The 15,177-nt window shown below is 33.1% G+C and carries 9 protein-coding genes and 1 pseudogene; all 10 read left to right on the top strand.

What is annotated here, in order from left to right; all coding sequences use genetic code 11:
• The first annotated feature begins 18 nt into the window (after positions 1-18).
• The 10 genes and pseudogenes from NQ558_RS10735 to NQ558_RS10690 all read left to right on the top strand — a co-directional run bounded on the left by NQ558_RS10735 (position 19) and on the right by NQ558_RS10690 (position 15,175).
• A complete protein-coding gene (locus NQ558_RS10735) occupies positions 19-546 on the top strand; it encodes a nitroreductase (RefSeq protein ID WP_040446332.1) in 528 nt (175 codons plus the stop codon).
• A gap of 215 nt (positions 547-761) precedes the next feature.
• Positions 762-2,177 carry a sodium-dependent transporter gene (locus tag NQ558_RS10730; protein ID WP_005360436.1) on the top strand — a complete coding sequence of 472 codons (1,416 nt, stop codon included), beginning with the start codon at positions 762-764 and terminating at the stop codon, positions 2,175-2,177.
• Positions 2,178-2,461: 284 nt separating this feature from the next.
• Positions 2,462-2,800 carry a nucleotidyltransferase domain-containing protein gene (locus NQ558_RS10725; protein ID WP_040446334.1) on the top strand — a complete coding sequence of 113 codons (339 nt, stop codon included), beginning with the start codon at positions 2,462-2,464 and terminating at the stop codon, positions 2,798-2,800.
• A complete protein-coding gene (locus NQ558_RS10720) occupies positions 2,790-3,209 on the top strand; it encodes a HEPN domain-containing protein (protein WP_005360448.1) in 420 nt (139 codons plus the stop codon). The genes NQ558_RS10725 and NQ558_RS10720 overlap by 11 nt, the downstream gene beginning before the upstream one ends.
• Positions 3,210-3,270: 61 nt before the next feature.
• Complete coding sequence (locus NQ558_RS10715; protein WP_005360450.1) at positions 3,271-4,602, top strand: M18 family aminopeptidase; 1,332 nt, start codon at positions 3,271-3,273, stop codon at positions 4,600-4,602.
• A gap of 130 nt (positions 4,603-4,732) precedes the next feature.
• Entirely contained in the window at positions 4,733-5,227 is a 495-nt protein-coding gene (locus tag NQ558_RS10710; protein WP_005360451.1) for an RNA polymerase sigma factor, read from the top strand.
• Positions 5,220-6,095 (top strand): hypothetical protein, encoded by an 876-nt coding sequence (locus tag NQ558_RS10705; protein WP_005360453.1) that lies wholly within the window; start codon positions 5,220-5,222, stop codon positions 6,093-6,095. Before NQ558_RS10710 ends, NQ558_RS10705 begins: the two co-directional genes overlap by 8 nt.
• Positions 6,096-6,611: 516 nt before the next feature.
• On the top strand, positions 6,612-7,511 hold the full coding sequence (locus tag NQ558_RS10700) for a LysR family transcriptional regulator (protein WP_005360457.1): 900 nt from the start codon (positions 6,612-6,614) through the stop codon (positions 7,509-7,511).
• A 351-nt stretch (positions 7,512-7,862) separates the two neighbouring features.
• Positions 7,863-8,981, top strand: a pseudogene (locus NQ558_RS10695) (5-methyltetrahydropteroyltriglutamate--homocysteine S-methyltransferase).
• A 179-nt stretch (positions 8,982-9,160) separates the two neighbouring features.
• On the top strand, positions 9,161-15,175 hold the full coding sequence (locus tag NQ558_RS10690) for a S8 family serine peptidase (RefSeq protein ID WP_005360462.1): 6,015 nt from the start codon (positions 9,161-9,163) through the stop codon (positions 15,173-15,175).
• The last annotated feature ends 2 nt before the right edge of the window (positions 15,176-15,177 follow it).

Below are 15,177 nucleotides of genomic sequence, written 5' to 3'. Positions count from 1 at the left end.
TTAAAGGAGGAACAAAGAATGAGCGATGTTTTAAAGGCAATGGAAGAAAGAAGAAGTATTCGTAAGTATAAGGCAGATATGGTGCCACAGGAGATTATTGACAAAATAATCGAAGCCGGTCTTTATGCTGCAAGTGGAAAAGGGACTCAAAACACTATAATTATTCAGGTTACAAATAAGGAATTACGTGACAAAATCTCTGAAATGAATTGCAAAATAGGTGGTTGGGAAGAAGGTTTTGATCCGTTCTATGGAGCACCTGCAATGCTAATCGTTTTGGCAAAGAAGGATTGGCCTACAGGAATTTATGATGGAAGTCTTGTAATGGGAAATCTTATGTTGGCAGCTCACGACTTAGGAATTGGAAGTTGTTGGATTCACCGGGCAAAAGAAGAATTTGAAACAGAATGGGGCAAAGAACTTCTTAAATCATTAGGCATTGAAGAAGAATATGTTGGTATCGGTCATTGCGCATTAGGTTATGTTGAAGGTGATGAACCAAAGGCAGCACCAAGAAAAGAAAACAGAGTATATTATGTCAAATAAAAAAATTAAATAAATTTATTAAAAGTATCCTGACAGGTTAAGCTGTAAAAAAGAAAACTTGTCAGGATTTTTTTGCTTTATTAAAAAAATTAACAAATATTAAACTTTATGTAATGTTGTTAAAAGACCTTAAATATGGTACAATTTAACTTCACTGGCTTAATATTTTAAATATAAAAAAGTAGAAAATAAAAAATTTAAGAGGTAGAAAAATTATGAAACAAAAAAGTGGATTTAGCGGGCAGATAGGATTCGTTCTTGCTGCAGCAGGAAGTGCCGTAGGTGTAGGAAATCTTTGGAGATTCCCATATCTTGCAGCAAAGGATGGAGGCGGACTTTTCCTTATTATCTATCTGGTACTTGTTTTAACAGTAGGTTTTACATTGTTAACAACAGATATTGCCATTGGGCGAAAAACAGGAAAAAGTGCCATTTATGCATATGAATCAATGAGAAAGAAATGGAAGTTTTTAGGTGTGATTACTTTTATTGTGCCGGTTATTATTATGACTTATTATGCGGTAATAGGTGGTTGGATTTTAAAATATATTGCTATTTATATTTTAGGTTCAGGAAAGAAAGCAGTTGCAGACAATTGCTTTACTAACTTTATTACATCACCTTCATCAGTTTGGTACGGTATTATATTTATGCTTTTAACAGCAATTATTGTATATAACGGCGTAGAAAAGGGAATAGAGAGAGTTTCAAAGTTTATCATGCCGGTTCTTTTGGTTATGGTAGTTGGAATTGCTATTTTCTCATTAACTCTAAAGACAACATTAGATGACGGAACAGTTAGAACAGGTCTTCAGGGATTGAAAGTTTATTTGACACCTGATATGTCAGGAATTACAGTTCAGAAATTCCTTCAGGTTTCATTGGATGCAATGAGTCAGTTGTTCTTCTCATTAAGCGTTTCAATGGGAATTATGATTACATATGGTTCTTATGTAAAAAAGGATGTTAATCTTAATAAAGCAGTATCACAGATTGAAATTATGGATACAGGAGTGGCTTTCTTAGCCGGTATGATGATTATTCCTGCCGTATTTGTTTTCTCAGGACTTGATGGAATGTCAGCAGGTCCGGGACTTATGTTTGTGTCACTTCCAAATGTATTTTTTAGAATGGGAATGGCAGGTAGAATAGTAGGTTTGTTATTCTTCTTATTGGCAGGTTTTGCAGCATTAACTTCATGTATTTCAGTATTGGAATCAATTACTGCTAACTGTATGGAACTTTTCCATACAGAGAGAAAGAAAACAACAGGCGTTTTATCTATTATTTATTTAATTGCAACAGCAGTTATAGCTTTAGGTTACAGTATTTTCTATGTGGAAGTAAAACTTCCAAACGGAAGCACAGGTCAGCTTTTGGATATTATGGATTACATTAGTAACAGCTTCCTTATGCCTTTTATTTCATTGTTGTCAGCAATTCTTATTGGTTGGATAATCAAGCCTTCATGGATTGTAGAAGAAATGGAACTAAATGGCAAGAAGTTTTCACGTAAGAAATTGTACAATGTTATGATTCGTTATATTATGCCTGTAATAATGGTGATTCTGTTCTTACAGTCAACAGGTTTTCTTGATGTGTTAATAAGCAAGATTCAAAAATTTATATAAGATATTTAAGTTAATTAAATATTATAAAATTAGGCAATTTCAAATTAATTTTTGGAGTTGCCTTTTTTTCGTTGACTTTAAAAAAATGTAATACTACAATGAAGCTGATTTGGATTAAATGTATTCTGGCTAACATTTCCAGTGACGGAAGCAATAACAAGTGGTGTAGGGTATATTTTTTATAGGAAGTTTTTAAGAATGAAATAAAGAGAAAATATTTATCATATTACTATTATATTTATTTTAGATTTGTTATAATCGTATAAAGAGAGGAGTGAGGGCATATGACAAATATGATTTGGACAACATTACAAGAGTATACAAATGAGATAAAAGAAGTGTATGGATGTCATTTAAAAAATGTTATTTTATATGGTTCATATGCACGTGGAGACCAAAACGAAGAATCGGATATAGATATAATGATATTGGTTGATTTGGATGAACAGAATATAAAAGATTATGATGCAAAATTATCAGATATAACATTCGATATTAATTTGGACAATGACTTGATGATAATGCCTATAGTAAAAAATGAAAATCATTTTAGAAAATGGATTGAAGCATATCCTTTTTATAGAAATATAGAAAAGGAGGGGGTAAAATTATATGCTGCATAGTGATGAAGGAAATATTTTTGATTTGGCAAGACACAGATTAGATGTTGCGAAAGAAGATTTAGAAACTGCAATTAGTAACTTGAAAGAAGAACATTATAGAGCAGCTAATAATAGAGCTTACTATAGTATATATCATTCTATTTGTGCAGTTTTTGCTTTAGAAAATGTTGCCTATAAAAGACATAAAGATACATTGGCAAATTTTAATAAGAATTATATAAAAACAGAGATTTTTTCGAAAGATTTAGGAAGAAAAATTAGCAAAGCGCAGACTGTTAGGCACAATTCCGATTATGACGATTTTTATTTAATAACGAAGGAAGAGACAGTTCAGCAGATTGAAACAGCAGAACAGTTGCTAGATGCTGTGGAAATTTACATAGAAGATAAAATAAGAGAAAATAATTAAAGATTAGGATAATAAATGTTAAACATTTATTATCCTTTTTAAGAGTAAATTAGGAGGAATTATGTTGTTGGACAAACAAATAGAAATATCAAAAGAATTAATGGATTTTATTAAGGACAGTCCTACAGCTTTTCACGTTGTTAAGAATTTTTCAACAATGCTGGAGAAGGCAGGATTTATAAAATTAAACGAGAGAAATAAATGGAAGATTGAACAGGGTGGAAAGTATTATGTTACAAGAAATGATTCATCAATAATTGCTTTTCAAGTGCCTGATAATATGGATTTTTACAATTTTCAAATAGCAGCAGCACATAGCGATTCGCCTGCATTTAAAATAAAAGAAAATCCTGAAATGGTTGAAGACAATAATTACGTAACATTAAATGTGGAAAAATACGGTGGAATGCTTATGGCACCTTGGCTTGACAGACCACTTTCGGTAGCAGGACGTGTTATTGTAAAAGATGGAAATACGTTAAAGCCGGTTCTTTTAAATGTAGATAGGAATTTGTGCCTGATTCCAAATCTTGCAATTCACATGAACAGGAATGCTAATAATGGAATATCATATAATCCACAAAAAGATATGATTCCGCTGTTTGGCGAAATTGCTTCAAAAGACAAATTTGACCAAATAATTGCAAATGAGGCAGGTGTAGCAATAGAGGATATTATTAGTACAGATTTGTTTTTGTATAATAGAGAATGCGGAACAATATGGGGTGCAGATAATGAATTTATGTCAGCTCCAAGACTAGATGATGTAATGTGTGCATTTAGTTGTATTAAAGCTTTAACAGATAATAAGGAAAATAACAAAAGTGTTAATGTATGTGCTATTTTTGACAATGAAGAGGTAGGAAGTACAACAAAGCAGGGAGCAGATTCTTCATTTCTTTATGATGTACTTTCAAGAATTTCAATGTGTATGGGAAAAGACAGTGAGGATTTTATAAGAGTGTGTGCATCATCATTTATGCTTTCAGCAGACAATGCTCATGCAGTACATCCTAATTATAAGGAAAAAGCAGACCCTACTAACCGACCATATATGAACAAAGGAATTGTTATAAAATATAATGCAAATCAAAAATACACAACAGATGCAATATCGGCATCAATATTTAAAGAAATATGCAAGAAAGTAGGAGTAGAAGTTCAGTCATATGTTAACCGTTCAGATATTCCGGGTGGCTCAACACTTGGTAATATTTCAAACAGTCATGTTTCACTTAACACAGTAGATATAGGACTTGCACAGCTTGCAATGCATTCACCTTATGAAACTGCAGGGGTAAAGGATACAGAGTATATGATAAAAGCTGTAAAGAAATTCTATGAAACAGCAATTATGGCAGATGAAGAAGGAATATATAGATTAATAGGATGAGATTATTATGAGAATAGCACTTCTATGAGGTAGAAATCATGCTTAGACTCCCGGAAATAGCTTGAAAATACAAAAAGAAAAAAATTAAAACTTAAATGCACTAAAATACTATTCTAAATCGTGTTAGTTAATGAAAGGAGTTAAGATGCTAAACATTCAAACAGAACAACAATATAACGAGATAGTAGAAAATTATTCTGACATGATTTTTAGAATAGCATATCAATATTTGTTTAATAAATATGACGCTGAAGATATTGTGCAGGAGGTTTTTGTAAAGCTATTGACTAAAAGAGTTATTTTTAAAGATGAAGAGCATATTAAATCCTGGCTGATCAGAGTAACTATTAATCAATGTCTGGACTATAAGAAATCTTTAACAAAGAAGAGTACAGTACCAATTGAGAATATGGAAATTCCTTTTGAACAAAAAGAAGGAGAAATTCTCGAAGAGCTTCAATTGCTAAAGGAGGATGAGCGAAATGTCCTTTATTTGCATTATTATGAAGGATATAAAATAAAGGAAATTGCAAAAATCCTAAAACAAAAACAAAACACAATTAATTCAAAACTTACAAGAGCTCGAAAAAAATTAAAAGAGATAATGGAGGTTGAATATGAATAGCGATTATAAAAGTGCACTGGACAAAATTCATCTTGAACAGAATAAAAAGGAAGAGATGAAGCAGTTATTCAGAAAAAATAATATGAGAAGAAAAATTAATTTTATTAAACCGGCAGTTGCTGTTGCAGCATGTATGGCACTTTTTGTTGGTATTAGCCAGCTTGGAAATAATCAGGCTACAACAAATAGCCAGTCTGGTTTTTCTATTAGGGTAAATGCACAAACATTGACAAAAGGTGATTCATCAATAGATGACACAAATGGATTTGCCGGAGCAATGTGTGGCAGCGAAGAAAATAGTCAGGTTAGTTATAGCATAGAATTTCCGGTAACATGTAAGGGTAAGAACATTGACAAAATTACTTATGACATAAAAGATGCGGTTTTTCAAATAACAAATCCTGAAGGAAATAGTATTGTAAAGGAAGGAAAGAAAACATCAAAACTTCTTAATGTGCCTGGTTCAATAGCAGGTTGTGATGATAAAAATACAAAGGAAGAAGATTACACTAAATCTCAGTACACATCGCTTACGGTTGATTATGATAAACAGAAAGATGCACAAACATACATTGGAATAGCTTACGATTCTAAATATCTATCAAAGGAACAAAAGGCTATAATAGCAAAACTAGATGCTTTTAATGGAACTTTGGAAGATAAAAAAGCAGTATATGAACAGTTATACAAGAATGTGGAGATTAGCTGTACAGTAACTTACAAAGATAAAACTAAGGAAACAAAGAAAATAAAGGTAACACCTAAGATTGGAAAAATTTCAGACTTGAATCCGGATGGATTAAATCAGGGTAAAAAAAATCCAAAGGCGGATAGTAAGATAGTTTATACAGTTTATAGTATAAAATAGAGAGAACCATAGTTTATGAGAGTGGAAATACAAAGTATGAAAAACTAAATATAAAAAAGGCGGCTGCAAAAATAATCATTGTTATTAATGCAGCCGCTTTGTTGCATTTTTGGGTACTAGTTATTTTTATGAATTCAAAAAAATCCCCCCATTGTAGTTGAAGGTACAAGATTAAGTTTTTAATTTAATATTAAGTTTTTAGTGAAAAGCTTAAGTGACTAATATAATTTAACTGATGAGTATTATAACAGATACATATTATGAAAACAAATCAGTTAAAAAACATATTTATATGTATTATAAAAAATGTGTACATGTCGTTATAGAAATATATAAATATGAAAAATATATACATATCGTTATATAAATATGAAAAAGGTAACCGCTAATCATAAAACACAAAAAAAGATTATGGGAAGATTATGGGAGATTATGGGAGACTGTGAAAACATATGGAAAAATATTACAAAAAATGTTACCATACAAATAATTGTATGCAAATAGAGGAAATTAAATATGACATTACAACAATTAAAATATGCAATAACAGTAGCAGAAACAGGAACTATAACAGAGGCAGCCAATAAGCTGTACATTTCTCAGCCAAGCCTCACCAATGCTATACATGAATTGGAGAAGGAGATGAATATTATAATATTCAACAGAACTAACAAGGGAATCAGCATTTCAAAGGAAGGAGAAGATTTCTTGGGATATGCAAGACAGGTGTTAGAGCAGGCGGCAATTTTAGAGGACAAGTACAAAGGAAACAACGGTGGAAAGAAGCAGTTTTGCGTTTCAACACAACACTATTCTTTTGCAGTTAATGCTTTTGTTGATTTAATAAAAAAATACGGTCAGGACGAATATGATTTCAGCCTAAGAGAAACACAAACTTATGAAATTATAGAAGATGTGGCAAGAATGCGAAGCGAGATAGGAATTCTGTTCTTAAATGATTTTAATGAAAAAGTAATTCAGAAAATTTTAAAATCTCATGATTTGGAATTCCACCAGTTATTTGTGGCAAGCCCTCATGTATTTATTAGCAGAAAACATCCACTTGCAGGAAATACAGTGATTACTAATGAAGAATTGGAGCAATACCCATACCTTTCTTTTGAACAGGGAGAGCATAATTCATTTTATTTTTCAGAAGAAATTTTTTCGGCTTCTGAGCGCAAAAAGAACATAAGAGTTAGGGATAGGGCAACTTTGTTTAACCTGCTTATAGGTCTAAATGGTTACACTGTTTGTAGTGGTGTTATTGACAAAAAATTAAATGGTAAAGATATTATTGCTGTACCTTTGGCAGATGAAAGTGATATGAGAATAGGTTATATTACCCATAAGAAAGGCAGAATCAGCGGACTGGGATATACATATTTAGAAGTGTTAAAAAAATATTTTGAGTAATCATACTCTTTTAAACAATAAAAAATTCCAAGAATAAACTGTTAAAATAATAAGGAAATCAGTAATAAATTCACTTAAGAAAACAGGTTGTTTATAGTTTAAAACTATGGACAACCTGTTTTTTTTTTATATTTTTCAATAAACTATATATTAAGTATAATAACTCCTATCAAACAAGTATGAAATGGAGGGGGAAAGAAAACAGATTTAAGCCTTCGAAATATGGTAAAGGCAACAGAACAGATAAAAAAAGTTTCTTAAAATATGATGAGAAAATTTAAGTTTTTTTCAGATATAAAATAATAAGAAATTAAAAAAATATTATAAAGAGCAAGCATAGGAGGAAAAAATATGAGTAAGTTACAGACACCTTTTAGATAGGATTTTGTAGGAAGCTTCTTAAGACCTGAGAAGCTTAAAAAAGCAAGAAATCAGTTCGACAATGGAAGTATAGGGTACGACGAACTTAAAAAGGTTGAGGATGAAAGCATAACAGAATTAATTACTAAAGTGAAAGAATTAGGATACAACGTTATAACAGACGGCGAATTTAGAAGAGCAACATGGCATCTTGATTTTATGTGGGGATTTGATGGAGTAGGTCATGCACCTACAAAGACAGGTTTACCTTTCCACGGTGAGGATGCAATGGTTGATGATACATATTTGGTAGGAAAAGTTGGCATAAAAGAAGAGCATCCTTTCGTAGAACATTTCAAATTTGTAAAACAGTTTGAAGATGAAAACACAGTTGCAAAGCAGACTATGCCATCACCTGCACAGTTTTTGGCACAGTTTACAATGCCATTTAACAGAGAACATACATTAAAATATTATGCTACAGATAAGGAATTAGCAGAGGATATTGTAAAAGCATACGGCAAGGTTATTAATGATTTGTATGAAGCAGGATGCAGAAACATACAGTTAGATGACTGCACATGGGGAATGATGGCTGACAAGTCAGGTCATTTGGCATACGGTACAACACAGGAGGGCTTAAAAGAAATTCAGAAAATCCATAGAGATATAAATAACAAGGTAATAAAAAATGCACCTGCTGATATGGTAATCAATACACATGTATGTCGTGGAAATTTCCATTCAACATATGCTAACAGCGGAGCATATGACCCGGTAGCAGATATATTGTTCGGTGAGGAAAATGTAGATGCATATTATCTTGAATTCGATGATGAACGTTCAGGCGGTTTTGAACCACTTGCAAAAGTTTCAGGAGACAAGAAAGTAGTACTTGGCTTGATTACAACTAAGTCACCTAAGTTGGAAAATAAAGAGGAAGTAATAAATAGAATACACGAAGCAGAAAAATACATTCCATTAGACAGACTTTACTTAAGCCCTCAGTGTGGGTTCGCATCATGTGAGATTGGAAACAAACTTACAGAAGAAGAACAGTGGGCCAAGCTTACACTTGTTAAGGAAATAGCCAAAGAAGTTTGGGGATAGTTGTGGAATTATAAACTAGCTAGCTGATGATATGAAGAGTAAACTTAATAGGGGTCAGTTTGTGAAAAAAAGCCTCCTTCCAATGTATTATAATGTAACTATGAAAGATTCTAATAACAGTGGATAACTAGAATCAAAAGTAGAAACATTAAAATACAAGTAGAAGGAGGTTTTTTGTTATGAAAAATTGGCAGAAAAAAGTACTTGCTGTTGTACTTGCAGTAGCACTGATTGTAACAGGCTTTGCAACATCGACTTTTATGGATGGCAACAGTAACAAAGTAGTAAAAGAAACAACAGTTTCTAAAACAAATGATAACAAGTCAGATGTGGCAAAGGCAGACATTGTATCGAACAAGGATACTAAGACTGAAAAGTCTAAAGAGCCTAATGTGTCTGAGAACAAAAACAATGTGGATAATAAGATAGGAGACCCGGACAAGAAGATTGACTATCAGAAGATTATCCGTGAGACTAAGGACGAAGATTACAGAAAAGCCGTAAAGGTTAAAAAAGGCGGCTTTGTTGTAATTAGAAAAGAAGACAAGAACACTAAGCCTATAGAAGAAGAACAGTGGTATAAGGATGCTAAGGCTACAGACAGTGAAGTTATTATGGAGAATACCATTAAGGACAATGACGGAAAAGAACATAAGCAGGTATCCTACAAAATAACTACAGATGAAAAAGATATCTGGAGCATTGTTGATAACACTAACAGTCAGAATACAGTAGAAATAGCAGAACCTGTATACAAATACTTTACAAGTGAAGAGTCTGTTCCATCAGCAGAAGACAATAAGGGAATGGACAAGCAATGGTACTTAAAGGATCAGAAGCTTGAATCAGTATGGGGTAATGAAGACTATGGAAATACTGCAGGTGAAGGAACAGTAGTAGCTGTTATTGATACAGGTGTGGATTACAACCATGAAGACCTTCAGGATAATATATGGACTAACAGCGCAGAGGTAAGCGGAACAACAGGTGCTGATGATGACAACAATGGATATGTAGATGATGTACACGGAATTAACCTAATAGATCCTAATGAAACACCTATGGATGACCATGGTCACGGAACACATGTGACAGGTATTATTGCCATGGAAAACAACAATGTAGGCGGAGTGGGTATAGCCTACAAATCTAAGATAATGCCAATTAAGGCAGGGGGGTCAGACGGAACATTCTATTCTTCAGATATAGCAAAGGGAATAGAATATGCATATAAGAATGGTGCAGATGTAATTAATATGTCATTTGGTTCATCAGCTCATTCAGCCTTAATAGAAAACGCTCTACAGGATGCCTTCGGAAGCTGTGTGCTTGTAGCAGCAGCAGGTAATGAAAGCACGCCAACAGCAGATTGTCCATTAGGAGGGCGAAATATGTATCCTGCATCATATTCTTATGTAATAGGTGTAATGGCATATGATGAAGCTAATAGCTTTGCAAGTTTTTCTAACTGGGACTATAAACCTAATGCAAATGCTGAGTATGAAGTAGTAGCTCCGGGTGTTAGCGTATATAGTACACTTCCTAACGGACGTTATGCATCATGGAATGGTACATCTATGGCAGCGCCTATGGTATCAGCGGAGGCAGCCATACTTAGAAGCTCATTAAAGGATAAGAGCACATACTCATCAAGATATATAATGGGACAATTAGTGGGAGCTACAGAAGATAAAATCACATACTATAATGAAGGTATAAAAAAGACTTATAACTATAGTAAATTATCATTAACAGATTCCCTGACTAATAAGCCTAAGCCTAATCTTAATGTGTATGAAGTATATGCCTTCGATTCAGAGGATATATCAAAGGCCAACAATGGTGACGGAATAATTCAGCCGGGTGAAACAATAGACTTGGCAATAGGACTTCGTAACCAGTGGGGAGCAGCTAAGGATGTGACTATCACAGTTAATGCTACAACTAACGGAATAGACAACAGGTATGTAGAATTTGTTTCAGACAAAGAAGTTGGAATAGATGATATAGGAAGTTTCGGAACACAGAACAACGGATTTAAATACAATGAATTAAAAACAGTAGTAGGTGTAGAACACCCAATAAGAGTGAAAATAAAAGATAACGCACCTAACGATTTAAACATTCAATTCAATATAAACTATAAAGCTAAAAATGGATTAGACGAAAATGATACTACTGTTTATAGACAGTCATATGATACAACCTACACTATTCATATAGTAAAGGGAACAGTGCTTTCAGGAAAAATAACTGAAGATACAACATTGACAGCTGATAATTACTACATAGTTAAAAATTCACTTCTTATACCAAAGGGAGTAACTGTAAATGTAGAACCGGGAACAAAGATACAGTTCTGGGCGTCAGACCAGTATTCAGCATATGGAGATAACTACATAGCGAGTATATCAGTCAAAGGAAATATGCACTTTAATGGAACAGAAGGTCAGCCGATTGAGTTATTCCCGGGGAAAGGTTTTGAACAGTACTGCGTAAATGTGAAAAAATCAGATTCAGGAACAGTAGATATGAACTATGTTAATATTACAAATCCTACCATTAATATAAGCAGTGGTTCACATTTAAGTTGCGTGCAGAATATGGATTTGGTGTATGACAGATATTTTTCTAATGGTAATTTGTGCATTGATACAAAAGGGGCAAGAATAAATGCAGAGTATTTAGAAAAATCTAAAATTTCTAATTTTAGGTCAAGCCCACTTTATACGGAAGCTATGGTATATGGAGATATGGATACAGTGTTATTTGACAATTGCTATTTAGGAAGTCAATTTTATGTAGACGGATTTATAGGAAATGTCAAGTCAAGTATAAACTGTACATATTTAGTAAATGAAGCATCTGTAGATTTTAATTATGGTGTTGTCAGAAAGGCTTCGAAATTTGCAAATCCGGGAGAATATTTTAGAACTCCGGATTGCAGTGTGGTTAGTAATATTTACAACGTGAATGGGAAAAAATATGTTGCCTATAAATTTGATAATTATTTTTATAGAGAAAATAATGTAGACGGATACGATACGAAAGCGTTTGATAATTATCTTACATTGGAAAAAGTATTGGAAAAGAATAATGCACATTTGGCTATGCTTAATTTGAACGATACTGATGAAAAAAATATATTAAACAAAGTATTTAATGATATTTTAGGAGAAGGAAGTAGTAAGGATTTAGAACTTGCCGGCGGATATTATTATGATGAAGATAATGATAAAATACTAGATGTGAAAGGAGAGGAAACAAGTAACGTTGAAAGATATAGATTTTCTAAAGACAGTAGAATAGGCACTTATAGGATATATAATAGCGCTGTGACGTGCTATGGAGTTAGAAATTTAAGGAAGTATGTTTTGGTGGAATTTCCAGAAGAAACAAAAGATTCAGTAATAAATAATCCTAATATAAGTTTGGAAAATACAGGAGTATTAAAAAATACAGCATTTAAAGGAAATGCTATTTTAAATCGACTTATATGTACGGATACATCAGAATGGATGAAGATTATAACTCCATCAAATAGCAATTTGACTTATATGGCAACAGATAATTACTGGGGAACTACAGATGAAAATCTTATTCAGAAACAGTTAGTTGATTTTGATACAAATACAAATTATGCGGATATTATTACAAGCCCATATTTAGACAAGCCATCAGAGGAAACTTATCCATGTGTTTCAGATATTTACATTACAGATAAGAATGGTGATAAGGTAGACACTGTTGGTAACGGAACATATGATGTTCATGTATTATTTAACAGAGATATGGATAAGAACACAGATCCTATGGTTTCTTACGGACCGGATGATCCATATACTGATTATACATTGAAAGGACAGTGGAATAGCAGCAGAGAATGGGTTGGTAAGATGCCGATTAAGGTTCTTATTAATCAGGGACATCAGTACTTCAGGGTTAAGGATGCTGTTGCAGCAGATGACCATTGGCTTACTACAGGAACTGACTGGGGAAGATTTGAATTCGATGTTACTGCCAGTGGAGCAGAAGCATTAACATTGCAGTCAGAAGGTAGAGTTGGAAGTATTTATCTTAACTGGACACAGGATGAATACGATACAATGGCAGGTTACAACATTTATAGAAGCGAAACAGGGGAGGAAGGAAGCTTTAAGAAGATTAATTCATCTATTTTGTCATCAGAAGAGAAAGAATACGAAGACAAAAAAGTCGAGGCAGGAAAGAAGTATTATTATTACTTTACAGTAGTAGATACGGCAATGTCTGAGTCAAGACCTTCTAATATTACTTCTAATACAGCAGTAGATGATAAGCCACCGGTAATTAAACATACAGCACTAAAATCTATAACTAACGGAGTTGGTGCAACTATTACAGCAACAGTTAAGGATAACATAGGTGTTGAAGGTGTTACATTGTTTTATCGAATGGAAGGAGAAGATAATTTTAAATCAGTTCCAATGAACAATACTACTGGTAATTATTATAATGCTCATATTAATGCAGAAGATATAACTGTTGGAAATCTTCAGTACTATATTGAAGCCACAGATGGAATTAATTATGCATACAACGGAAGTGCAACTGAACCAAATGTTACACCGGTAGAGTCTAAGGCGTTTGTGTCATCAGTTAAAGCTGATAACGGAGAAGTTGGCAAGAGCATGACAGGTATAGTCAAAGGTGTAAACTTTAATGAGTCAGACAGGGTTGTAATAGATGATAAAGAAGTTGATACAGAATATGTATCTGCCAAGGAACTTAAGTTTACTTTCAAACCTGAATATATGGGCAAGAAGAAGGTAGAGTTAACAGAAAATCAGGTAGTTGTGGCAAGTATTGATGATGCATTTGATGTAACGGATTCTAATGTGAAAGTTTATAATGAGGATACTATTATAACTAAAGAATTAGCAAAATCACAGAACTCATATTTAAAGACTAACTTTAATGGAAAAATTAATAGTTTAGAGGTGACTTTAAAAGACGGTGGCAAATATTTTTCTTCATCATTAAGTTATATAAGTGGAAATAGTTCAGGAAATACTTATAAATATAAATTTAATAATCAGAGTATAAATGGTGGAAAACTGGGATATTTTGAATATTATAACGAATCTACCGAAGTTCGACCTGAAGTAATCAGTGTCAAGATTAATGGTGTGGAAGTAGAAAACTTAGATTATGATTCTGAAAGAATATCATTTATTGAACAGAGTGAATACGTTCCTGTAAATGATATTAAAGTTAAAAAATCAAGTGCTACTTTAGATATAGGAGATTCATTTACACCTAATGTAACAGTTTCACCTGCTAATGCCACATATCATGATTATGCAGATTATAGCTATGATTCAAGTGTACTTAAACAGAATGATGATGGTTCATTTACGGCAATTCAGAGTGGAAGTACTACAGTTACGGTTAGTTGTGATGGAAAAACAACATATATTGATGTTCAGGTTAACGAACTTCCTGTTAAAGAGATTACTTCTGAACAAAACAAGTATTCAGGAACTGTAGGCAATATTGTTACTATCAAGTTACAGGCTAAGCCAATAGAATCAATAGCAACTATTAACTGGTCTTATAACGATTCAGTTAAACTTGTTCAGTCAACAGACAATGGTAGAACTTGTGTATTTGAATTAACTAAAACTGGTTCTACTACAGTAACAGCATATTATAACAATGCTAAGTGTGAAATCCCAATTGAAATATTTAAGGATGAAGCATATGTGGAATTTGGACAGGATATTGTAACAATGTATCCTGATGAAACATATTCATTTGATGCACAGGTTAGAAATGATACAAGTAACGAGAAGAGAAGTCTTCAGTGGACTTCAAGTAACACAGCGGTTGCAGAAGTTAATTCAGACGGGATTATTACAGCAAAAGGCAATGGTTATGCAGTTATTTCAGCATCGCTTGAAAAGAGCAGCCAGAAGGCAAGCATTATTGTTCTTGTTAATTCAAGTGCCACAAGCTATGAATTAGGCGACGTAAATATGGACGGAAAAGTAACGGCAGTAGATGCTATGCTTGCATTGAAACTGGCATTACTTGATAATCCTACAGATGCAATACTTGGCTTAGCAGATGTTAACGGTGACGGTAAGATTACAGCAGTAGATGCCATGAGAATTTTGCAGTATGCAACAGGAGAAATAACTCAGTTTAAGTAAGG

The organism is Eubacterium ventriosum, from assembly GCF_025150745.1.
In the GTDB taxonomy this organism is placed as follows: Bacteria; Bacillota; Clostridia; order Lachnospirales; family Lachnospiraceae; genus Eubacterium_G; species Eubacterium_G ventriosum.
Note: the sequence above shows the minus strand (reverse complement) of the source record. Positions and strands in the feature narration are given on the sequence as shown.

Coding starts and splice junctions, on each gene's coding strand:
- NQ558_RS10735 (WP_040446332.1), top strand. CDS start 19: ATGAGCGATGTTTTAAAGGCAATGGAAGAAAGAAGAAGTATTCGTAAG.
- NQ558_RS10730 (WP_005360436.1), top strand. CDS start 762: ATGAAACAAAAAAGTGGATTTAGCGGGCAGATAGGATTCGTTCTTGCT.
- NQ558_RS10725 (WP_040446334.1), top strand. CDS start 2,462: ATGACAAATATGATTTGGACAACATTACAAGAGTATACAAATGAGATA.
- NQ558_RS10720 (WP_005360448.1), top strand. CDS start 2,790: ATGCTGCATAGTGATGAAGGAAATATTTTTGATTTGGCAAGACACAGA.
- NQ558_RS10715 (WP_005360450.1), top strand. CDS start 3,271: ATGTTGTTGGACAAACAAATAGAAATATCAAAAGAATTAATGGATTTT.
- NQ558_RS10710 (WP_005360451.1), top strand. CDS start 4,733: ATGAAAGGAGTTAAGATGCTAAACATTCAAACAGAACAACAATATAAC.
- NQ558_RS10705 (WP_005360453.1), top strand. CDS start 5,220: ATGAATAGCGATTATAAAAGTGCACTGGACAAAATTCATCTTGAACAG.
- NQ558_RS10700 (WP_005360457.1), top strand. CDS start 6,612: ATGACATTACAACAATTAAAATATGCAATAACAGTAGCAGAAACAGGA.
- NQ558_RS10690 (WP_005360462.1), top strand. CDS start 9,161: ATGAAAAATTGGCAGAAAAAAGTACTTGCTGTTGTACTTGCAGTAGCA.